This window comes from Methylobacterium sp. NPDC097929, from assembly GCF_049543375.1.
GTDB lineage: Bacteria > Pseudomonadota > Alphaproteobacteria > Rhizobiales > Beijerinckiaceae > Methylobacterium.
Window position 1 is genome coordinate 640,122 of sequence record NZ_JBMVEP010000001.1, and the last position, 20,009, is coordinate 660,130.

A 20,009-nucleotide genomic window follows, 5' to 3' on the forward strand; every position below is an offset into this window, starting at 1 on the left:
GGTTCAGATTTAGCCATTAACCTGTTCGAGCGTTGCCGCCCCGTAATGTCAGCACAGACACGAACGAAGACCGGCGCAACCGAGCCGGGGAGGCATCAAACCATGACCAACACTGCGCTTGAACTGTTCTGCACCCGCATCGTCGATGCCGGCCGCCTCGTCCAGGACGATGTCCGCGAGCTCGCCCGGGAGATCCTTCCCGACGGCATCATGGGCCGCGACGAGGCCGACCTGCTCCTCGCCCTCGACCGGGCGGTGGCCGACACCCACGAGGGCTTCGGCGCCTTCGTCACGGCGGAAGTCGTGAACTTCGCCGTCCACGGCGAGCGCCCCACCGGCATCATCACCCGCGAAATGGCCGCGTGGCTCGCCGCCTCGATCGCCGGCCGCAAGGGCCCCACCGCGCTCGGCAGCCGCATCGCCCAGGAGATCGTGCGCGAGGCCGAGACCAGCGACGAGACGCTGATCGCCTTCGCCCTGCGGGCCAAGAGCCTGAACCGCGAGCCGCAGACGGCCGGCACCGCACGCCTGCACTGCGCCGCGTGAAGACTGCATGATGAATACAAAGTCGAGACCGGGCATGGACCCGGTATCGAGAGGAAGGGAAGGCTTCGGGACCGGCCGAAATTCGAATTGATGAGCCGTCAATCGGATTTCATCGAGGCTGGCCTTTTGGACGGGGCGGCGCAGCTTCCGTCTCCCGCGCAACTGCTTTATCGGGAAGCGGTCAGGCTTGCCTTCGGGAGGGGCGAGCCGGAACAGTCCCCCTGAAGAAGCGGCTGCGATGTTCGAGAAAATCCTGATTGCCAACCGGGGCGAGATCGCCTGCCGCATCATCAAGACGGCCCGCAGGATGGGCATCAAGACGGTGGCGGTTTACTCGGACGCCGACCGCGATGCCGTCCACGTGGCCATGGCCGACGAGGCCGTGCATATCGGCCCGGCCCCGGCCGCGCAGTCCTACCTCCTGATCGACAAGATCATCGACGCCTGCAAGCAGACCGGGGCGCAGGCAGTGCATCCGGGCTACGGGTTCCTCTCCGAGCGCGAAGCTTTCCCGAAGGCTCTCGAGCAGGCCGGCATCGTCTTCATCGGCCCCAATCCGGGCGCGATCGCCGCGATGGGCGACAAGATCGAGTCGAAGAAGGCCGCCGCCGCCGCGCAGGTCTCGACCGTGCCCGGCTTCCTCGGCGTGATCGAGAGCCCGGAGCACGCCGTGAAGATCGCCGACGAGATCGGCTATCCGGTGATGATCAAGGCCTCCGCCGGCGGCGGCGGCAAGGGCATGCGCATCGCCGAATCGGCCGACGAGGTCGCCGAGGGCTTCGCCCGCGCCAAGTCCGAGGCGTCTTCCTCCTTCGGCGACGACCGCGTCTTCATCGAGAAGTTCATCACCGATCCGCGCCACATCGAGATCCAGGTGATCGGCGACAAGCACGGCAACGTGATCTATCTCGGTGAGCGCGAGTGCTCGATCCAGCGCCGCAACCAGAAGGTCATCGAGGAAGCCCCGAGCCCGCTCCTCGATGAGGAGACCCGCGCCAGGATGGGCGAGCAGGCGGTCGCGCTCGCCAAGGCCGTGAACTACGATTCCGCCGGCACGGTCGAGTTCGTCGCCGGCCAGGACAAGTCGTTCTACTTCCTCGAAATGAACACCCGCCTGCAGGTGGAGCACCCGGTCACCGAGATGATCACCGGGCTCGACCTCGTCGAGCTGATGATCCGGGTGGCCGCGGGCGAGGCGCTGCCGCTGGCGCAATCGGAGGTGAAGCTCGACGGCTGGGCGGTGGAGAGCCGGGTCTACGCCGAGGACCCGACCCGCAACTTCCTGCCCTCGATCGGCCGGCTCACGGTCTACCAGCCGCCGGAGGAGGGTGCTCTCGGCGAGGCAATCGTGCGCAACGATACCGGCGTGGAGGAGGGCGGCGAGATCGCGATCCACTACGATCCGATGATCGCCAAACTCGTGACCTGGGCGCCGACCCGGTTGGAGGCCATCGAGGCGCAGGCCACGGCGCTGGACGCTTTCGCCATCGACGGCATCCGCCACAACATCCCCTTCCTCGCCACCCTGATGGCCCATCCGCGCTGGCGCGAAGGCCGGCTCTCGACGGGCTTCATCAAGGAGGAGTTCCCGGAGGGCTTCTCCGCCCCCGAGCCCGAGGGGCAGGTCGCCCACCGGCTCGCCGCGGTGGCGGCGGCGATCGACTACAAGCTCAACATCCGCAAGCGCGGCATCTCCGGCCAGATGCGCGACCCGAGCCTGCTGACCTTCCAGCGCGAGCGCGTGGTGGTGCTCTCGGGCCAGCGCTTCAACGTCACTGTGGACACGCAGGACGACGACCTCCTCGTCACCTTCGACGACGAGACGGTGGCCCCGGTGCGCAGCGACTGGCGCCCGGGCGATCCCGTGTGGACCGGCACGGTCGGGGCTGACCGGATCGCGATCCAGGTGCGCCCGCTCCTGAACGGCGTGTTCCTCCAGCACGCGGGCGCGGCGGCCGAGGCCCGGGTCTTCACCCGCCGCGAGGCCGAACTCGCCGACCTGATGCCGGTCAAGGAGAATGCCGGCTCGGGCAAGCAGCTCCTTTGCCCGATGCCGGGTCTGGTCAAGCAGATCATGGTCACCGAGGGCCAGGAGGTGAAGAACGGCGAGCCGCTCGCCATCGTCGAGGCGATGAAGATGGAGAACGTGCTGCGCGCCGAGCGCGACGGCACCGTCTCGAAGATCGCCGCGAAGGAGGGCGACAGCCTCGCGGTCGATGCGGTGATCCTGGAATTCGCCTGATCGGCGGCCCGGTCATCACGGGCGAAGCGGTCCGGCGGCGCGACCTTTCCCGGGTCGGCCGGCGCCCTGGATCGCTTCGGCTAACGCCTCGCGATGACGATGCGGGTCTGTCTCCATCATCATTGCGAGCGGCAGCGACGCAATCCGGATCGCGACGCCGGCACGTCTCGCGCGTGATCGCTCTCACAGGCGCGGCGCACCCGGCGCAGGCCCACGCCGCGAGGATCGAAGGCATTCTTCGGCGCGCCGGCACCCCGCGCCGCTCCGCTTTGAAAAGACCATGCCCCTCTACTTCGCCTACGGCGCCAACATGGACGCCGCCGCCATGGCCCAGCGCTGCCCGGCCTCGCGCCTGATCGGGCGCGGGCGGCTGCCGCGGCACCGCTTCATCATCATGCGCGAGGGCTGGGCCTCCGTGGTGCGCGCCCCCGGCTCGACCGTCTGGGGCGTGCTGTGGGAACTGGCGCTCTCCGACGTGCCGGCCCTCGACCGCTACGAGGGCGTGGCGGGCGGCCTCTACGTGAAGGCCTACCAGCCGATCGTCAGTGAGGGAGGCACCAAGCGCGCCCTGATCTATCTCGGCCGCAGCCCGCCCGGAGGCCTGCCCCGGCCGGGCTATCTCGAAGCCGTGCTCGCCGCGGGGCAGGCGGCGCAGCTGCCCGGTGCCTATCTTCAGGAGGTCCGCGGCTGGCAGCGCCGGGCTCCGGCCTGATCCCCGGGAGCGATCCCGGGCCGGCGCGGCGCCGCGCGCGGCGACGTGGTATCCAACCGGTCAGCCGCGGGCGATCGCCCGCTCACCGGGAGGCGGCAGAACTCCCAGCCAGCGCCTGTCGGGAGGCCCCTCCGCCGTGAGCACCGAGAGAAAAACCATCCGCGCGGTGATCCGTGGCCGCGTGCAGGGCGTGTCCTACCGCGCCTGGACCAAGAAGCGGGCGGACCGGCACGGCATCGCGGGCTGGGTCCGCAACCGGCCCGACCGAACGGTCGAAGCGCTGTTCTCCGGCCCCGCCGAAGCGGTCGAGGCGCTGCTCGCAGAGTGCCGGCGCGGCCCCTTCGCCGCCCGCGTCGACGGCATCGAGGTGACGGAGGCGGACGCCGAGGGCGAGGGGTTCGAGATCCGCGGGTAGAAACCGGCGGGACTTGCCGTGCGGCCGTCCGGCCTGTAGCCGCCGGAGCCATGACATCTCCGGCCGGCGGGACGACGCCCTGACCATGTGGGACCTCCACGCCTTCTCCCCGCTCGACTTCGCGGCGCTCGTCTTCTTCGTGGCGTCCTGGGTCGGCTACAGCCTCGCCGTGCAGCGGCGGCGGGGCGACCGGCTGAGCCTCAGCCAGATCATGAACCGGCAGCGGCACCGATGGGCCGCGCAGATGATCACCCGCGACAACCGGGTCGTGGACACGACGATCAATGCCTCGCTGCAGAACGGCACCGCCTTCTTCGCCTCGACCTCGCTGATCGCGCTCGGCTCGGTGCTGACGCTGTCGCGCTCGGGCGACGACGTGCTGAACCTGTTCTCGGCGCTGCCCTTCGGCGCGGGCACCACCCGCCAGACCTGGGAAATCAAGGTCGCCGGGCTGGCGGTCGTGTTCGTCTACGCGTTCTTCAAGTTCGCCTGGGCCTACCGGCTGTTCAATTACGGCGCGATCCTGATCGGCGCGGTGCCGCCCAAGGGCTCGGGTGCCTCCGAGGCGGCGATGCTCCGCGCGGCCGAACGGGCCGGCGCGATGAACGTGGCGGCGGGCTCGCATTTCGCGAAGGGCCAGCGTGCCTTCCTGTTCGCGCTGGCCTATCTCGGCTGGTTCGTGAGCGCGCCGGTGATGATGCTGGCGACCGCCAGCGTGGTCTGGGTGATGTGGCGGCGCCAGTTCTCGACCCGGATCCGCGCCTTCCTGCTCGATGAGGATGACTTGCATGGCCGATGAGGCCGCGATCGAAGAGACCATGCTGCGGCTCGTGACCGAGCGCGGGGCGGACAAGACCTGCTGCCCCTCCGAGATCGCCCGCGCGCTCGGCGGCCCGCATCCGGACGGCTGGAGTCCGCTGATGCAGCCGGTGCGCCGCGTCGCCGTGCGGCTGACGAAGGCGGGCCGGGTGCAGATCCTTCGGAAGGGCAAGCCGGTGCCGGACCCGGATGATTTTCGCGGGATCTACCGGCTCAGCCTGCCGCGGGGCTGATACGGCTTCCGTTCGATGGCCTCGACTCTCACCGCCGACCGTCATCGCGAGCGGATTGCGAAGCGATCCAGCGGCGCGACCCCTCCGGATCGTGCGGAGCGCGGGATGGCGTAGGCTCCGCCTCGCCATGACGATCCGGAGCGATCAGGCGGGAACGGGCTGAGGCTCCGCTACGGCCCCGGCATCACCTCGTCGGTGTAGCCGGCGAGTTTATAGGCGATCATGCCGACCCACTCCTTCACGCCGATATCGAGCTCCTTCAAACCGTCGGAGGCGAAGGTGGCGAAGCGGGTGGCGTCGCGGGGCCAGTTGGTGCGGTAATCCACCGGGTAGGCCACGACCGAGAAACCGGCCTTGCGGAAGCAGCCGATCGCCCGCGGCATGTGCCAGGCGGAGGTGACGAGAAGCCAGCGCTCCCCGGGCTTGGGCCCCGTCATGCGGGCAGAGAAGACCGCGTTCTCGCGGGTGTTGCGCGACTGCTGCTCGAGGATCAGGCGGTTGCGCGGCACGCCCAGCGTGTCGGCGAAGCGGCTGACGATCTCGGCCTCCGAGACCGCGTCCTCGCGGGTGCTGCCCGCCCCGCCCGAGAAGACGAGGCGGGCCTGGGGATAGCGCCGGGCGAGGTCGGCGAAGGCGATCGGCCGCTCGCCCGCGTCGTTGACGCTGATCTGGTCGCGCCCGAGCGAGGTGTCCGCTTCTACCGCGCCGCCGAGCACGATGATGCCGGTGACCGGCGTGCCGTCGTCGGCGAAGGCGGGAAACCGGTTCTCCAGCGGCATCAGCACCCAGGCCGAGAGCGGCGAGAGTCCGGCCACGAGGAGCCCGACGAAGCCGGCCGCGACGAGGACGCGCCCGAAGCCGCGGCCGAACTCGGTGAAGAGCAGCAGGCAGCCCAGCAGCCCGAGCAGGATCAGGAAGTTCGACGGGGTGAGGACGAAGAAGACGAGCTTCGAGAGCGGGAAGAACATCTTCTTCGATCCTGATCCGGGTGCGGCATCGGTCACGGTCCGGCCCTCCGCCGCGAACGGCTCAGGTAAGCGGCAGCGACAGAACGGCCGAGGCGGCGGGACGTTGCGCCAGCGTCGCGAGCCAGCGCCGGATCTGGGGCCGCTCCTCCCGCGCCAGGGGAAGCTGGAACCAGCGGTTCGCGGCGAGCCCCACGGCGATGTCGGCGATGGAGAAGCGCTCGCCCGCCACGTAGGGCGTCTCGGCCAGGTGCCGGTCGAGCAGGGCTGCGCAGCGCTCGGAAGCGGCCCGGGAGGCTTCGATCAGGGCGGCGTCGCGCTTCTCGGGCGCGAGGCGCACGAGCTGGAGGAAGGCGTCGCGCATGGCAGGCGTGAAGGACGTGGCCTGCCAGTCGAGCCACTGATCGACCAGCGCCCGGGGGCGGGGCTCCTCTGGCAGGGCGAGGGGGCCGCCATGGGCCTGCGCGAGGTAGCGCAGAATCGCGTTCGACTCCCAGAGCACGAAGCCGTCCTCTTCCAGCGTCGGCACGAGACCGTTCGGGTTCATCGCCCGGTAGGCCGCCTCGCCGACGATGCCGTGAGCGCCGCCCGCCTCGATCGCCTCGTAGGGCAAGCCCAATTCGTCGAGCGCCCAGAGCGCCTTCTGGACGTTGCCGGAGCTCGCCCGTCCCCACAGCCTGCGCGTCATCGCTCGTCCTCGTCGTCTGTCGCGGGCGGATAAGGGTGAACCACCCCTTGCGGGTCGGTCACCTGCCACGCGCCGTCCGATTCCTCCAGATAGTCCGGCCCCACCGGGACCTTTCCGTGACCGCCGGGGATGTCGAGCACGTAGAGCGGCTGGGCAAGGCCGGAGAGGCGGCCCCGCAGCCCCCGCATCAGCGCCTGCCCCTCGGGCAGGCTCGTGCGCAGATGGCCCGTTCCCGGCGCGAGATCGCCGTGATGCAGGTAGTAGGGCTTGATCCGATTCTCGACGAAGCGGCGCATCAGGGCGTCCAGGGTCGCCGCGTCGTCGTTGACGCCGCGCAGCAGCACGCTCTGGCTCACCATCGGAATGCCGGCATCGACCAGCCGGGCGATCGCCCCGCGCGCGGCCGGGGTGAATTCCCGCGGGTGGTTGGCGTGCAGCGCCACGAACACCGCACCGGGGAAGCGCTTGAGTGCGGCCACCAGCCGCTCGTCCACGCGGGCCGGCTCGACCACGGGCACGCGGGTGTGGAAGCGCAGCACCCGCACGTGCGGGATCGCGCCGAGCGCCGCGGCGATGCTCCCGAGTCGGCGGGGCGAGAGGGCGAAGGGGTCGCCGCCCGTCACCACCACCTCCCAGATCTCCGGATGCGCTGCGACGTAGGCGTAGGCCCCTGCCAGCTCCGCCTCGCTTAAGGTGCCCTGTCCCTCGGGCCCGACGCGCTCGCGGCGAAAGCAGAAGCGGCAATAGACCGGGCAGACATGCAGCGGCTTCAGCAGCACCCGGTCGGGATAGCGGTGGACGATGCCCGGCACCGGCTCGTGCACGTCGTCGCCGATGGGATCGGCGCGCTCGTGGGGTGCCGTCTCGATCTCCTCGGCGCGCGGCACGAACTGGCGGGCGATGGGGTCGTCGGCGGCCCCCGGCTCGATCAGCTCGGCCATGTCGGCCGTGACCGAGACGGCGTAGCGACCGGCGACCCGCTCCAGGGCCGGCAGGTCGGCGGCCGGCACCAGCCCGGCCTGGGCCAGCGCCGCGGGGCTCTTGAGGGCGAGGCTCACCGGGCCTGTCCCCGGGCCACCGGCGTCCAGATCACGTCGTCGATCCGCGGCGCGGCCGTGGCCAGCATCACCAGCCGGTCGAAGCCGAGCGCGATGCCGCTGGCCTCGGGGATGAGGGCGAGCGCCGCCAGGAAATCCTCGTCGATCGGATAGCGCTCGCCGTAGATGCGGGCCTTCTCCGCCATCTCCGCCTCGAAGCGGCGGCGCTGCTCGGCCGGGTCGGTCAGCTCGCCGAAGGCGTTGGCGAGTTCGACGCCGCAGGCATAGAGCTCGAAGCGCTCGGCGACGCGCGGATCGCGCGGGCTCGGCCGGGCGAGCGCGGCCTCGCTGACCGGATACTCGCACAGGATGGTCGGGCGGCCCTGGCCGAGATGCGGCTCGATCAGCCCGACGAGGACGCGGCTGAACAGGTCGGCCCAGCTGTCGTCGGCGGCCACGCGCAGGCCCCGGGTCATCACCGCGTCGGCAAGGGCGTCGCGGTCGGTCGCGCCGTCCGCCGAAACGGTGGCGAGGAGGTCGATGGCGGCGAAGCGGTGGAACGCCTCGGCCAGGGTCAGCCGCTCGAAGGGGGCGAACGGGTCGGCCTCGCGGCCGCGAAAGCTCAGCCGTTTTGCCCCGGCGGTCTCGGCGGCGAGCGCCAGCAGCGCGGCGCAATCGGCCATCAGCGCGTCGTAGGTCTCACCGGCCCGGTACCATTCGAGCATCGTGAACTCAGGATGGTGCAGGGCGCCGCGCTCGCGGTTGCGGAAGACGCGGGCGAGGCTGAAAAGACGCGGCTCGCCCGCGGCCAGAAGCTTCTTGCAGGCGAATTCCGGCGAGGTGTGCAGGTAGAGCGGCTCGCGGCGTCCGTCGGGCAGGATCGCCTCGGTGGCGAAGGCGGAGAGATGCGCCTCGTTGCCCGGCGAGACCTGCAGCGCGGCGGCCTCCACCTCCACGAAGTCGTGGCCTGCGAAATGCCCGCGCAGGGCCGCGAGGATGCGGTTGCGGGTCAGGAGCAGGGGCCGGCGATCCGCGTGGATGCCGGGGTGCCACCAGGGCGAGGGGTCGGTGCTCACGCGAACGGAGCCTCGCGCTGGCAACGGAGCCGCGGATAGGATAGGGCCTCGCGGATGATTCCGCTCGCCCGGCCGATGCGCCAGGAAAGAGCCGCCGTTCTCGTCAAGCCAAGGTCCACGCTCGTGAAAGTGATCGCCAGTACCCTTCGCAAGGGCAACGTCGTCGAGAAGGACGGCAAGCTCTACGTCATCCTGACGGCGGAGAACATCCACCCCGGCAAGGGCACCCCGGTGACGCAGCTCGACATGCGCCGCATCACCGACGGCGTGAAGGTGTCCGAGCGCTACCGCACCACCGAGCAGGTGGAGCGGGCCTTCGTCGAGGACCGCGACCACACCTTCCTCTACCAAGACGGCGAGGGGTATCACTTCATGAACCCCGAGAGCTACGAGCAGATCGCGGTTCCCGAGGACGTGATCGGCGATTCCGCCCCCTACCTGCAGGAGGGCATGACCGTCAGCCTCTCGACCCATAACGGCGTGCCGCTCACCATCGAGCTGCCCCAGCGCATGACCTTCGAGATCGTCGAGACCGAGCCGGTGACCAAGGGCCAGACGGCCTCCTCGTCCTACAAGCCGGCAATCCTCTCGAACGGCGTGAAGACGAGCGTCCCGCCGCACATCACCACCGGCACCCGCGTCGTCATCATGACGGCGGACGGCTCCTACGTGGAGCGCGCCAAGGACTGACGTTTCACGGCGGGGCCGCCGTTCCCTCGGCGGCCTCGTAGCAGAGCTGCGAGAGACCCTGCGCCCTGGTCCGCTGCTCGGGCGTGTAGGGCTGCCCCGAGCCCCACAAGCCCTCGCGGCGCAGGGCATCCGCGGTGCAGCGCGAAGCGATGCGGCAGGTCTCCGGCTCGCCGCCGGTGCGGGTGCAGTTGGCGACGTAGTCCTTGCGGAAGCTCGCGAGTCCCGCCTTCGGATGCGGTCCCGTGAGCGCCGCGATCCCCGCGAACAGGGCGAGCAGCACCGGCTGGTGCGCGAGGTAGACGGCGAGGCTGTGCCGCCCGGCGAAGGCCGCCGCCCGCGCGACCGGGTTTCGCGGCCGCCAGCGGGCGAGCCGGGAGCCGGCCAGCGCGGGCCGGACGAGGCGGGCGAGCGCGATGCCCGCGAGTACGAGCCCGAACCAGGGAAACAGCGGCACCCAATCGTTGGTGTCGGGCAGGCCGCGGCCGAGGCCGAGAAAATAGAGCTCGGGCGCGTCGAGCAGCGGATGCGCGGCGAGGCGCGGCGCCAGCATCACCGCGGCGGCGGCCAGCGCCGTCACCCCGGCCGGCAGGAACACGAAGGGCAGCCCCAGCAGGCTGGAGACGGCGATGCAGTGCAGGATGCCGAAGAAGATGTAGCTCTGCGGGAAGGCGAACCACGTGGCCGCCGTGATGAGCAGGGCCGCGCCGCCGATCCGCGCCAGCCGCAGCAGGAAGGGCCGCGGGCGCACGCCATCTCCGTTGGCGAGCACGAGGCCGATCCCGACCAGCAGCAGGAACGCGCCGGCGATGGCGTGCGCCGCGAGCCGGCCCGGCGGCGTCAGCGCGAGGTTCTGCGGCGTGAGTTGAAGGAAGCCGAGATCCCACAGGCCGTGATAGGCGGCCATGGCGGCGAGCGCGATGCCCCGGGCCAGATCGAGGGCGACGATCCGCCGGTCCGTCGCGGGAGAGGGGGAAGCAGGCATGCCGGCGCCCTACCACCCTTCGGCGTGCAGGGCGACGCGCGCCCTCGTTGTGGCGGAGGGCTCGGAAACGGCTTCCTGAATCCGCCGGTTGAATCCGCTCCGCCGCCTGCTGCGGCATGGACGCCATGTGCGCGGAAATTGCTCGCCGCGCTGTCCCAATGCCGGCCAAACGGGCTTCCCGCGAATCGTGACTTTGTTAACGTAGCCTCGGAATTGCGCGGCGCGATTCGGCACGGGTTGCTTACATGTCGAACGAACACGAACTCAGTCCCGTCGGGCCCCGAACCGCGGAGAGCCGGGACCGCGCGACGGACCGGGACAGCGAGGCCGAACTCCCCACGGAACTCGTCGAGGTCGCCGGCCGCATCAAGTGGTTCGACGTCTCGAAGGGCTTCGGCTTCATCGTGCCCGACGACGGCTCGGCGGACGTGCTCCTGCACATCACCTGCCTGCGCCGCGACGGCTTCCAGGCCGCGAGCGAGGGCGCGCGCATCGTGGTCGAGGCGGTGCAGCGGGCACGCGGCTGGCAGACCTTCCGGGTGGTGTCGCTGGATCAATCCACCGCGCTCCACCCCTCCGAACTGCCGATGCCGCGCACGCACGTGAACGTGACGCCGACGAGCGGCCTGGAACTCGCCGTGGTGAAGTGGTTCAACCGCCTGCGCGGGTTCGGCTTCGTCAGCCGCGGCGACGGCACGCCCGACATCTTCGTCCACATGGAGACGCTGCGCCGCTACGGCATCGCCGAGTTGAAGCCCGGCGAGCAGGTGCTGGTGCGCTACGGCGACGGCTCGAAGGGTGCTATGGCGGCGGAAGTCCGCCTCGTCGACGGGGCGCTTCCCGCTTCCCACTGACGGTGATCCGCGTGCCCGCTTCCCGTACCGCGTCCCGCGCCTTCCGCCTCGCCGCCTGCCTCGTCGCCCTGTCGGGAGGCCCGGCCACCATCCTGCGTGCCCAGGAGGCCGCGCCCGCCGCGCAGGCCGCGACCGAGCCGCTCGGCATCGTCGCCAAGAGCGGCCGCCACGCCTTCCAGGTCGAGGTGATGCGCGACGACGCGCAACGCGCCCGCGGCCTGATGTATCGCCGTTCCATGGCGGCGGACCACGGCATGCTGTTCGATTTCGAGCGGCCGATGCCGGTCACCATGTGGATGAAGAACACCTATTTGCCCCTCGACATGGTGTTCATCCGCTCCGACGGCTCGATCGCCCGGATCGCCCCCGACACCGAACCGCTCTCGACCAAGGTCATCGCTTCGGGCGAGCCGGTGCTCGCGGTGCTCGAACTCAACGCGGGCACCGCGGCCAAGCTCGGCATCCGCGCGGGCGACCGGGTCGAGCACATCCTGTTCAGGCGCTGAGAGCGGTGCCGGAGGCGGAGGCTCAGGCTGATCCGGCAGCGGCCTGGGCCGACGCCCTTCGGGTGGCCGACCTGTTCGCCGCCGATCCGCACGGCCTCGGCGGCATCGTCCTGCGGGCCGGGGCCGGCCCCGTGCGCGACCTCTGGCTCGCGGCGCTGCGCGAGCGCTTCGCGGGGCCAATCCGCCGCATGCCCCCTGGCATCGCCGACGACCGGCTGATCGGCGGGCTCGATCTGCCCGCCACCCTGCGCGCCGGCCGGCCGGTGGCGCAACGCGGACTTCTCGCGGAGGCCGATGGCGGTGTCGTCGTCGTGCCCATGGCCGAGCGGCTGGAGCGCGGCACCGTCGCCCGGCTCGCGAGCAGCCTCGATACGGGCGAACTCGCCCTGGAGCGCGACGGCCTCGCCCTCCGCCTGCCCGCCCGATTCGGCCTCGTGCTGCTGGACGAGGGGCAGACGCATGACGGGCAGGAGGACGAGACCGTGTCGGCGGCGCTGGCCGACCGGCTGGCCTTCCGGATCGACCTGAGCGCGGTGGGTCTGCGCGATGCCGTTCCGCTCCCCTCGCCGCTCTCCTCACCCCCCGGCGAAGGCGGCGCGCCGGCCTCCGAGCCCGTCGCCGCCCTCTGCGCCGTCGCGCAGGCGCTTGGCATCGATTCGCTGCGGGCGCCGCTCCTCGCGCTCCGCACGGCCCGGCGGATCGCCGCGGCGGCGGAACGCGACACCGTCGGAGAAACCGACCTGATCGAGGCCGCCCGCCTCGTTCTCGCGCCGCGGGCGACCCGCCTGCCTCCGGCCCCGCAACCGCCGGACGGTGCCGAGAACGACGCGGGCGAGCAGAGGGAGCCGCAGGCGCCGTCCCCTGAGGAATCGCCGCGGGACGAGGCGTCGGAGGCCGCGGAAACGCCGCGGACCTTCGAGGAGGTCGTGATCGAGGCGGCCCGCGCCGCCCTGCCGAGGGATCTGCTCGCCCGGTTGCTGGCGGGCGGACAGCCGCTGGCCGGATCGGCGGCGGGGCGGATGGGCGCGGCCTCGGCCTCGCCGCGCAAGGGCCGCTCGGTCGGAAGCCGTGCGGGCGATCCGCGTCGGGGGCCGCTCGATCTCATCGCGACCCTGCGGGCCGCGGCTCCCTGGCAGGGCCTGCGCCGGACGGGCGATGAGAGCCGCCGCATCGTCGTCGCCCCGGAGGATTTCCGCATCCGCCGGCTGAAGCGGCGCAGCGAGACAACGACGATCTTCTGCGTCGATGCCTCCGGCTCGGCGGCGCTCGAACGCCTCGCGGAGGCCAAGGGCGCCGTCGAGCTGCTGCTCGCCGAATCCTACGTCCGGCGTGACCGCATCGCCCTGGTGGCCTTCCGCGGCACGGGCGCCGAGATCGTGCTGCCGCCCACACGCTCCCTGGTCCGCGCCAAGCGGGCGCTCGCCGGCCTGCCGGGCGGTGGCGGCACGCCGCTCGCCGCCGGGCTCGACGCCGCCGCGCTCGTGGCGCTCGGCGTGCGGCGCTCCGGCGGCAATCCGGTCATCGTCCTGCTCACCGATGGGCGGGCCAACGTCGCCCGCTCCGGCCTCGGCGGCCGGGCGCTGGCGGGGGAGGAGGCTCTGGCGGCGGGCCGGCTGCTGCGGGCGCAGGGGCTCCCGACCCTGGTGATCGACACCGGAAACCGGCCCGACGGCGCGCGCCGCCTCGCCGAAGCGGCGCGGGCGCGCTACTGTCCGCTGCCCCACGCGGATGCCGGCAGCCTCAGCGCCGCGGTTCGCGCCGCGACAGCCTGAAAGTCGGCCCGCCCTTGCCCAGCCACGACAAAGACCGGCCGAAATGGGAGCGCGACGGTCGCGACTGGCCCCACCGCGCCGCGAGCCGCTTCGTGGAGGCTGCGGGGCTCCGGTGGCATCTCCAAGAGTTCGGGGAGCCCGGCGCACCCGGCCTCCTGCTCCTACACGGCACCGGCGCCGCGACCCATTCCTGGCGGGGTCTGGCGCCCCTGCTAGCCAAGGAATTCCGGGTCGTCGCGCCCGATCTGCCGGGCCACGGCTTCACCGACCCGCTGCCCAGCCGGCGGCTCTCCCTGCCGGGGATGGCCGAGGCGGTCGGCGAACTGACGGCGCAGCTCGGCCTCGCGCCGCGCCTCGCGGTGGGCCACTCGGCGGGCGCGGCGGTGCTCGCCCGGATGTGCCTCGACCGGCGCATCGCCCCCGACCTGCTCGTGGCGATCAACGGGGCGCTCACGCCCTTTCCGGGGCTCGCCAACATCCTCTTTCCCGGCATCGCCCGGGTTCTGTTCCTGAACCCCGTGACGCCGAAGGTCTTCGCCTGGGGCGCGGACCGGGCGGCGGTGCGCCGCCTCATCGACGGCACGGGCTCGCGCCTCGATCCCCAGGGGCTCGAACTCTACCAGCGGCTCTTCACCCGCTCCGGCCATGTGGCGGGTGCGCTCGGAATGATGGCGAACTGGGATCTTCCCGCCCTGTCCCGCGACCTCCCCGGCCTCGGGACGCGCACGCTGCTGATCGTCGGCAGCGACGACCGGGCGATCAAGCCGGACGACGCCTTCGCCCTGCGGGAGCGCCTGCCGCAGGCCCGGGTAGAGCTGCTGCGCGGCCTCGGCCACCTCGCCCACGAGGAGGCGCCGGAGCGGGTGGCCGAGGCCATCGCCGCCGAGGTCGCCGCGCTCGCGACCTGAGGCGAGCCCTGTTCTCTCGTCGTGTCCTCTTGCCTTGACGGGGATTCCGGTCCTACTGTCAATCCATGTTGACACTCGCCGCCGAGCCGAGCGACAGGACGGACCCGGATCGCCGGCCGCACGCGGTCGTGATCGGTTCCGGATTCGGCGGTCTCGCGGCGGCGGTCAGGCTCGGGGCGCGGGGCTACCGCGTCACGGTGCTGGAACGGCTCGGCCAGCCCGGCGGGCGGGCCCGCGTCCACCGGCAGGACGGCTTCACCTTCGATGCGGGGCCGACCATCGTCACCGCGCCGTTCCTGTTCGAGGAGCTGTGGCGGCTGTGCGGGCGGGAGATGTCCCAGGACATCGCCCTGGTGCCGATGCTGCCCTTCTACCGCATCCGCTTCGACGACGGGCAGAGCTTCGCCTATAGCGGCGACCGGGCGGCGATGCGCGCGGAGGTCGCCCGCTTCTCGCCCGAGGACGTGCCCGGCTACGAGCGCTTCATGGCCCATAGCGAGGCGGTCTGCCGGGTGGGGTTCGAGGAACTCGGCCACGTTCCCTTCGGCAGCCTCGGTGCCATGCTGCGAATCGCGCCGGACCTGCTGCGGCTCTCGGGCCACCGCAGCGTCTACGACGTGGTGGCCCGCTTCATCCGCGACGAGCGGCTGCGCACCATCTTCAGCTTCCACCCCCTGCTCATCGGCGGCAACCCGTTCCGGGCGAGCGGGATCTACTGCCTGATCGCCCATCTGGAGCGCCGCTGGGGCGTCCACTTCGCCATGGGCGGCACCGGGCGGCTGGTGGAGGGGCTGGCCGGGCTGATCCGCGGCCAGGGCGGCACGGTCCGCTGCGGGGCGGATGTCGCGCGCATCCGCGTCGAGGGCGGGACGGCGACGGGCGTGACCCTGTCGGGCGGCGAGATCATCCGCGCCGACATCGTGGTCTCGAACGCCGATTCCGCCTTCACCTACGGCACGCTGCTGGGCGGCACGACGCGGCGCTGGAGCGCCCGGCGCCTGAAGCGCGCCGCCTCCTCCATGGGCCTGTTCGTGTGGTACTTCGGCACGCGCAGGAAGTACCCGGAGGTCGATCACCACACGATCCTGATGGGGCCGCGCTATCGCGGCCTGCTGCGCGACATCTTCGAGCGGAAGGCGCTCGCGGAGGATTTCAGCCTCTACCTCCACCGCCCGACCGCGACCGACCCGCTGCTCGCGCCCCCGGGCCACGACGCCTTCTACGTCCTCGCCCCCGTGCCGAACCTCGACGGCGGCCAGGACTGGGCGCGGCTCGCCGAGCCGTTCCGCGCGAAGATCGCCCGCGCGCTCGAAGCCTCGGTGATGCCGGGGCTCTCGGACGCGCTCGTCACCTCGCGGGTGACCACGCCGCAGGATTTCGCCGACGACTTCCTCAGTTTCCGCGGCTCGGGCTTTGGGCTCGAACCGGTGCTGACGCAGTCGGCGTGGTTCCGCCCGCACAACCGCTCGGAAGACGTGGCGAACCTCTACCTCGTCGGGGCGGGGACGCATCCCGGAGCCGGCCTTCCGGGCGTCCTCTCCTCGGCCCGTGTCCTCGATTCCGTGGTGCCGGATGCCCGTGTTCCTGCCTGATCCGCTCCTCGCCACCCGCGCGGACCACGCCGCCTGCCGGGCCTCGATCCGCGCCGGCTCGAAGAGCTTCTTCGCGGCCTCGCTGCTGCTGCCGCCGTCGGTGCGCGGTTCGGCCTACGGCCTCTACGCCTTCTGCCGCCTCTCCGACGACGCGGTGGACGAGGCCGGCGGCAACCGCCCGGCAGCGCTCGCCCGGCTGGAGCGGCGCCTCTCGGCGGCCGTCGCCGGGCGTCCCGCGGACCACCCCGCCGACCGGGCGCTGGCCGACGTGCTCGCCCGCCACGCCATTCCCGAGGCCCTGCCGCGGGCGCTCCTCGAAGGGCTCGCCTGGGACGTGGAGGGCCGGCACTACGACACCCTGTCGGATCTGGCGGCCTACGCCGCCCGGGTCGCCGGCACGGTCGGGGCGATGATGACGCTGGTGATGGGGGTGCGCGACGCGCACGCGCTCGCCCGCGCCTGCGATCTGGGCGTGGCGATGCAACTCACCAACATCGCCCGCGACGTCGGGGAGGATGCGCGGGCGGGCCGCCTGTACCTTCCCCGCGCATGGCTCGACGCGGCGGGCCTCGATGCCCGTGCCTTCCTCGCCGATCCCCGTCCCAGCCCCGGCCTGGAGCAGGTCGTGGCGCATCTCCTGGCCGTCGCCGGCCAGCTCTACGTCCGCGCCGAACCCGGCATCGCTGCGCTGCCCCCCGCCTGCCGCCCGGCGATCCGGGCCGCCCGGGCGATCTACGCGGAGATCGGCTGCGAAGTGCAGGCGAACGGCCTCGATTCGGTGACCCGCCGCGCCCGCGTGAGCGGGCTGCGCAAGGCCGGCCTGCTCGCCCGCGCCGCCCTGCCGGCGCCACGCCCGCACGGGCTCGAAGGGCCGCCGCTCTCCGAGACGGCCTTCCTCGTCGAGGCGGTGCTGCGCCACCCGGTGCCGATCCCGAGCCGCCTCCCGGCCTGGTGGGACGTCTCGGGCCAAGTCGTTCGCGTGCTCGACCTGATCGAGGCTTTGGAAGAACGCGACGCCTTCCGCCGCTCGGCGCCGTCGTAAGGGTCGGGATGAGGCGGTCGGCGTCGCGCCGTCTGGATCGCTTCGGCTTTCCGCCTCGCGATGACGGAGGGGATGATCCACCACGTCATTGCGAGGCGAAGCCGAAGCAATCCAGAGCGCGACGCTGATCGGCCGAGCCTCTCAGCCCAACCCGCCGGCCTCCACGATGAACCGGGCGACCGCATCCGCCCCGTGGCCCTCGCGCAGGGAGGCGAAGACGTAGGGCCTCGTGCCCCGCATACGCCGGGTGTCGGCCTCCATCACCGTGAGGTCGGCGCCGACCAGCGGGGCGAGGTCGGTCTTGTTGACGATGAGCAGGTCGGAGCGGGTGATGCCGGGGCCGCCCTTGCGGGGGATCTTCTCGCCGCCGGCCACGTCGATGACGTAGAGCGTGAGGTCGGCCAGCTCCGGCGAGAAGGTCGCCGCGAGGTTGTCGCCGCCCGATTCGATCAGCACGAGGTCGAGCGTCGGGAAGCGACGGCGCATCTGCGCCACCGCCGCGAGGTTGATCGAGGCGTCCTCGCGGATCGCCGTATGTGGACAGCCGCCGGTCTCGACGCCGAGGATGCGCTCCTCGGGCAACGCCCCGGCCACGGTGAGGATGCGCGCATCCTCCTTGGTGTAGATGTCGTTGGTAATCGCGCAGATCTCGTAGGTATCGCGGAAGCGGCGGCAGAGCTGCTCCATCAGCGCCGTCTTGCCCGAGCCGACGGGGCCGCCGATGCCGACGCGCAGGGGTCCGTTCGCGGATGCCATGGGTTCGAGAAACTCCTCAGGAGCGGAAGATGCGGGAATACTGCGTCTCGTGCCGGAAGGAGCCGAGATCGAGCCGCAGGGTCGCGCTGCCGAGCGCGTCCGCGTCGGCCTCGCAGCACGGTCCGGCGAGCGCGGCGATGCGCGGGGTGAGCGCGGCGAGCAGAACGGTGCCCGCGCTCTGGCCCACGGGCGCGACGCGCAGGGCCGCCGAGACGAGGTTCTGGACGAAGGCGAGGCCGTAGGCCGCGACCGTGGCCTCCCGCGCGACGCCGTGCGCGCCCGCCGCCGCGCCGACCGCGACCGGGTAGGCGACCGGCCCGTCGAGACGGGCCGCCATCTCGGTGAGGGCCGGGGAGGGCCACGCGTGCAGCGTCGCGTCGAGGAAGCTGCGGCCCTGCTGGCTCGTCTCCAGATGGAGTTCGCGCGACGGAGCCAGCGCCAGGGCGAGATCGTTGATCCCGGCGAGGTCGTCCGCAGCCCCGGCGGCGCGGTGCGCGCAGGCGCACAGGATCATGTCGTTGCGGCCCGCACCCCGCTCCAGCACGTCGGCGAGCCAGTCGGCGAGGGTGGCGGCATCGCAGACGTCGCCGCACTCCACCGCCCATTCGAGCCCGTGCGAGTAGGCGAAGGCGCCGACCGGATAAGTCGGCGACAGCCACGCCATCAGCCGCAGGGCGTCAATCATGGGGGTGATGGTGCCCGTGCGCGTGCCCGTGCGCATGCCCGTGAGCCTGCCCGTGGTCCTGCCCGCCCGCATAGGCGCCACCCTCGGGCCGGAACGGCCGCGTCACCGGCTCGGCGCTGCCGCCCAAACCGCGCACCATCTCGGCGAGCACATGGTCATGCGCGATCCAGATCGCCGCCTCACCGATCTCGGCGGGGATGTGCCGGTTGCCGATGTGCCAGATCAGCCGTTTCAGGGCGAGCGGGGAGGGCGCGCGGATCTCCAGCAGCGCCTCCGGCGCCGCCTCGACCCAGATCAGCCGCCCGTCCTCCAGCGCCAGGGCATCGCCGTCATCGAGGGCGGCGGCCTCGTGAAGATCCAGCAGGAAGGCGGTGCCGCCGACGCCGCGCATCGCCATGCGACGACGGTGCCGGTCGCCCGAATCGAGCACGATGCGGTCGACGATCTCGCCGCAGTCGAGACGGTTGCGGCGGATGACGCGGGTGGCGCGGATCATGACCGGCGCTTCCACCATCCTTCGCCGCGGATCGCGTCGTCGCCGTACGGATCCGGGAAGAAGCCGTCGCGCAGGATCTCGTCCTCGGTGAAGGGGCAGGATTCCGGGAAGCTGTCGTCGAACAGGGCACTCTCCAGCACGGCACGGGCCTTCGCCGAAGGATAGGCGGCGGCGATCAGGGACGGCACGATCGGACGCAGGCTGGGGCTCTCCGCGAGGATGCGCTCGACCCGGTGGCGCTGGATGTCGATGGTCGCGGCCCACGAGTGGCCGCGCAGATCGACCTGCTCGCCCCAGCGCAGGAGTCCGGTGAGGATCACGCCGAGCCGCGCCTCCAGTTCACCCATCCTCTCGACCGCCAGGTCGTTCACGATGCCGGAGAGGTGATCGAAGTCGAGTGCGTCGAGGCGCTGTTCGCGAAGCACGCGCGCTTGCGCCTCCGCCCAGGCGGCAAGGTCGGCGGCGAACAGCTCGCCGGGCGCGAGGGCTTCGGAGTCGGGGTGCGGCATCAGGGGACGAAATCGGGATCGAGGATCTGTGCGAGCGTGAAGGGCGGTTCGAGCGGGAAGGCGGCCTCGTCCAACCCGGTCTCCAGAACCGCGCGACGTACGGCGTATTCATAGGTCTCGCCAAGGATCTCCGCCGGATAGCCGCGCAGACTCGGGCTCCGGGTCATCAGCCGCTCGATGTCCTGTCGCTGGTTGCGCAGCGTGATGCGCCAGCTCACGGTGGCCCGGGTGGGCTGGAACCGGAACTTCAGCAGATGGAGGATCAATACGCCCAGATGCGACTCGATCGCCGCCCGCTGACTTCGGCCCACGGCTTCGACCTCGTCGATCAGGTTCTCGATATCCAGCGCTTCCCGCTCGCGCGCTGCCATCGCCCGGGCCTGCCCGCGTGCCCAGGCGTAGAAATCCCTCTCGTAGAGGTCGGCCGCCGCAGGCGGCTTCAGCGCGGCCTTGGTCATCAAGGGGCCTCCCGTCACAGGCCGAT

The 20,009-nt window shown here is 71.7% G+C and carries 23 protein-coding genes; 13 read left to right on the forward strand and 10 right to left on the reverse strand.

From position 1 onward, the window contains the following. Window positions 1–102: 102 nt before the first annotated feature. The 6 genes from ACPCJR_RS02995 to ACPCJR_RS03020 all read left to right on the forward strand — a co-directional run bounded on the left by ACPCJR_RS02995 (window position 103) and on the right by ACPCJR_RS03020 (window position 4,967). A complete protein-coding gene (locus tag ACPCJR_RS02995) occupies window positions 103–546 on the forward strand; it encodes a hypothetical protein (RefSeq protein WP_391510757.1) in 444 nt (147 codons plus the stop codon). 238 nt (window positions 547–784) lie between these two features. Beyond that, complete coding sequence (locus ACPCJR_RS03000) at window positions 785–2,788, forward strand: acetyl-CoA carboxylase biotin carboxylase subunit (protein ID WP_391510756.1); 2,004 nt, start codon at window positions 785–787, stop codon at window positions 2,786–2,788. A 280-nt stretch (window positions 2,789–3,068) separates the two neighbouring features. Next, entirely contained in the window at window positions 3,069–3,500 is a 432-nt protein-coding gene (locus tag ACPCJR_RS03005) for a gamma-glutamylcyclotransferase family protein (RefSeq protein WP_391510755.1), read from the forward strand. A gap of 136 nt (window positions 3,501–3,636) precedes the next feature. Further along, a complete protein-coding gene (locus ACPCJR_RS03010) occupies window positions 3,637–3,915 on the forward strand; it encodes an acylphosphatase (protein WP_391510754.1) in 279 nt (92 codons plus the stop codon). An 85-nt stretch (window positions 3,916–4,000) separates the two neighbouring features. Beyond that, complete coding sequence (locus tag ACPCJR_RS03015) at window positions 4,001–4,714, forward strand: DUF599 domain-containing protein (protein ID WP_391510753.1); 714 nt, start codon at window positions 4,001–4,003, stop codon at window positions 4,712–4,714. Continuing rightward, window positions 4,704–4,967, forward strand: a complete 264-nt coding sequence (locus tag ACPCJR_RS03020; RefSeq protein WP_391510752.1) for a DUF3253 domain-containing protein — start codon at window positions 4,704–4,706, stop codon at window positions 4,965–4,967. The genes ACPCJR_RS03015 and ACPCJR_RS03020 overlap by 11 nt, the downstream gene beginning before the upstream one ends. Window positions 4,968–5,137: 170 nt before the next feature. Here the strand turns inward: ACPCJR_RS03020 and ACPCJR_RS03025 are convergent, their stop codons facing one another. From ACPCJR_RS03025 to epmA, 4 genes are all read right to left on the reverse strand, one after another. After that, complete coding sequence (locus tag ACPCJR_RS03025) at window positions 5,138–5,935, reverse strand: YdcF family protein (protein WP_391511209.1); 798 nt, start codon at window positions 5,933–5,935, stop codon at window positions 5,138–5,140. 61 nt (window positions 5,936–5,996) lie between these two features. Next, window positions 5,997–6,620, reverse strand: a complete 624-nt coding sequence (locus tag ACPCJR_RS03030) for a glutathione S-transferase family protein (protein WP_391510751.1) — start codon at window positions 6,618–6,620, stop codon at window positions 5,997–5,999. Further along, window positions 6,617–7,678: a lysine-2,3-aminomutase-like protein gene (locus tag ACPCJR_RS03035; RefSeq protein ID WP_391510750.1), complete on the reverse strand. Its 1,062-nt coding sequence runs from the start codon at window positions 7,676–7,678 to the stop codon at window positions 6,617–6,619. Before ACPCJR_RS03035 ends, ACPCJR_RS03030 begins: the two co-directional genes overlap by 4 nt. After that, window positions 7,675–8,733 carry an EF-P lysine aminoacylase EpmA gene (epmA, locus tag ACPCJR_RS03040; protein WP_391510749.1) on the reverse strand — a complete coding sequence of 353 codons (1,059 nt, stop codon included), beginning with the start codon at window positions 8,731–8,733 and terminating at the stop codon, window positions 7,675–7,677. The genes ACPCJR_RS03035 and epmA overlap by 4 nt, the downstream gene beginning before the upstream one ends. A 123-nt stretch (window positions 8,734–8,856) precedes the next feature. Here epmA and efp point away from each other — a divergent pair, with 123 nt between their 5' ends. Continuing rightward, a complete protein-coding gene (gene efp / locus ACPCJR_RS03045; protein ID WP_391510748.1) occupies window positions 8,857–9,423 on the forward strand; it encodes an elongation factor P in 567 nt (188 codons plus the stop codon). 4 nt (window positions 9,424–9,427) lie between these two features. Here efp and ACPCJR_RS03050 read toward each other — a convergent pair whose 3' ends face one another. After that, window positions 9,428–10,405, reverse strand: coding sequence for a DUF1624 domain-containing protein (locus ACPCJR_RS03050; protein WP_391510747.1), 978 nt, complete (start codon window positions 10,403–10,405; stop codon window positions 9,428–9,430). A 245-nt stretch (window positions 10,406–10,650) separates the two neighbouring features. Here ACPCJR_RS03050 and ACPCJR_RS03055 point away from each other — a divergent pair, with 245 nt between their 5' ends. From ACPCJR_RS03055 to ACPCJR_RS03080, 6 genes are all read left to right on the forward strand, one after another. After that, entirely contained in the window at window positions 10,651–11,259 is a 609-nt protein-coding gene (locus tag ACPCJR_RS03055) for a cold-shock protein (protein WP_110349826.1), read from the forward strand. Further along, on the forward strand, window positions 11,256–11,765 hold the full coding sequence (locus tag ACPCJR_RS03060) for a DUF192 domain-containing protein (protein WP_391511208.1): 510 nt from the start codon (window positions 11,256–11,258) through the stop codon (window positions 11,763–11,765). The genes ACPCJR_RS03055 and ACPCJR_RS03060 overlap by 4 nt, the downstream gene beginning before the upstream one ends. Window positions 11,766–11,770: 5 nt before the next feature. After that, a complete protein-coding gene (locus ACPCJR_RS03065) occupies window positions 11,771–13,537 on the forward strand; it encodes a magnesium chelatase subunit D (protein WP_391510745.1) in 1,767 nt (588 codons plus the stop codon). Window positions 13,538–13,551: 14 nt separating this feature from the next. Then, entirely contained in the window at window positions 13,552–14,445 is an 894-nt protein-coding gene (gene bchO, locus ACPCJR_RS03070) for an alpha/beta fold hydrolase BchO (RefSeq protein WP_391510744.1), read from the forward strand. A gap of 65 nt (window positions 14,446–14,510) precedes the next feature. Then, entirely contained in the window at window positions 14,511–16,037 is a 1,527-nt protein-coding gene (locus ACPCJR_RS03075) for a phytoene desaturase (protein WP_391510743.1), read from the forward strand. Further along, a complete protein-coding gene (locus ACPCJR_RS03080; RefSeq protein WP_391510742.1) occupies window positions 16,018–17,079 on the forward strand; it encodes a phytoene/squalene synthase family protein in 1,062 nt (353 codons plus the stop codon). Before ACPCJR_RS03075 ends, ACPCJR_RS03080 begins: the two co-directional genes overlap by 20 nt. 141 nt (window positions 17,080–17,220) lie before the next feature. Here ACPCJR_RS03080 and ureG read toward each other — a convergent pair whose 3' ends face one another. The 5 genes from ureG to ACPCJR_RS03105 are packed head-to-tail and all read right to left on the reverse strand — an operon-like array spanning window position 17,221 to window position 19,983. Beyond that, window positions 17,221–17,835, reverse strand: a complete 615-nt coding sequence (gene ureG, locus ACPCJR_RS03085; RefSeq protein ID WP_391510741.1) for an urease accessory protein UreG — start codon at window positions 17,833–17,835, stop codon at window positions 17,221–17,223. A 16-nt stretch (window positions 17,836–17,851) separates the two neighbouring features. Further along, window positions 17,852–18,520, reverse strand: a complete 669-nt coding sequence (locus ACPCJR_RS03090) for an urease accessory protein UreF (RefSeq protein ID WP_391516787.1) — start codon at window positions 18,518–18,520, stop codon at window positions 17,852–17,854. Beyond that, on the reverse strand, window positions 18,513–19,016 hold the full coding sequence (locus tag ACPCJR_RS03095) for an urease accessory protein UreE (protein ID WP_391510739.1): 504 nt from the start codon (window positions 19,014–19,016) through the stop codon (window positions 18,513–18,515). The genes ACPCJR_RS03090 and ACPCJR_RS03095 overlap by 8 nt, the downstream gene beginning before the upstream one ends. Next, window positions 19,013–19,525: a DUF29 domain-containing protein gene (locus tag ACPCJR_RS03100; RefSeq protein ID WP_391510738.1), complete on the reverse strand. Its 513-nt coding sequence runs from the start codon at window positions 19,523–19,525 to the stop codon at window positions 19,013–19,015. Before ACPCJR_RS03100 ends, ACPCJR_RS03095 begins: the two co-directional genes overlap by 4 nt. Then, on the reverse strand, window positions 19,525–19,983 hold the full coding sequence (locus ACPCJR_RS03105; RefSeq protein ID WP_391510737.1) for a DUF29 domain-containing protein: 459 nt from the start codon (window positions 19,981–19,983) through the stop codon (window positions 19,525–19,527). The genes ACPCJR_RS03100 and ACPCJR_RS03105 overlap by 1 nt, the downstream gene beginning before the upstream one ends. Window positions 19,984–20,009 lie beyond the last annotated feature (26 nt).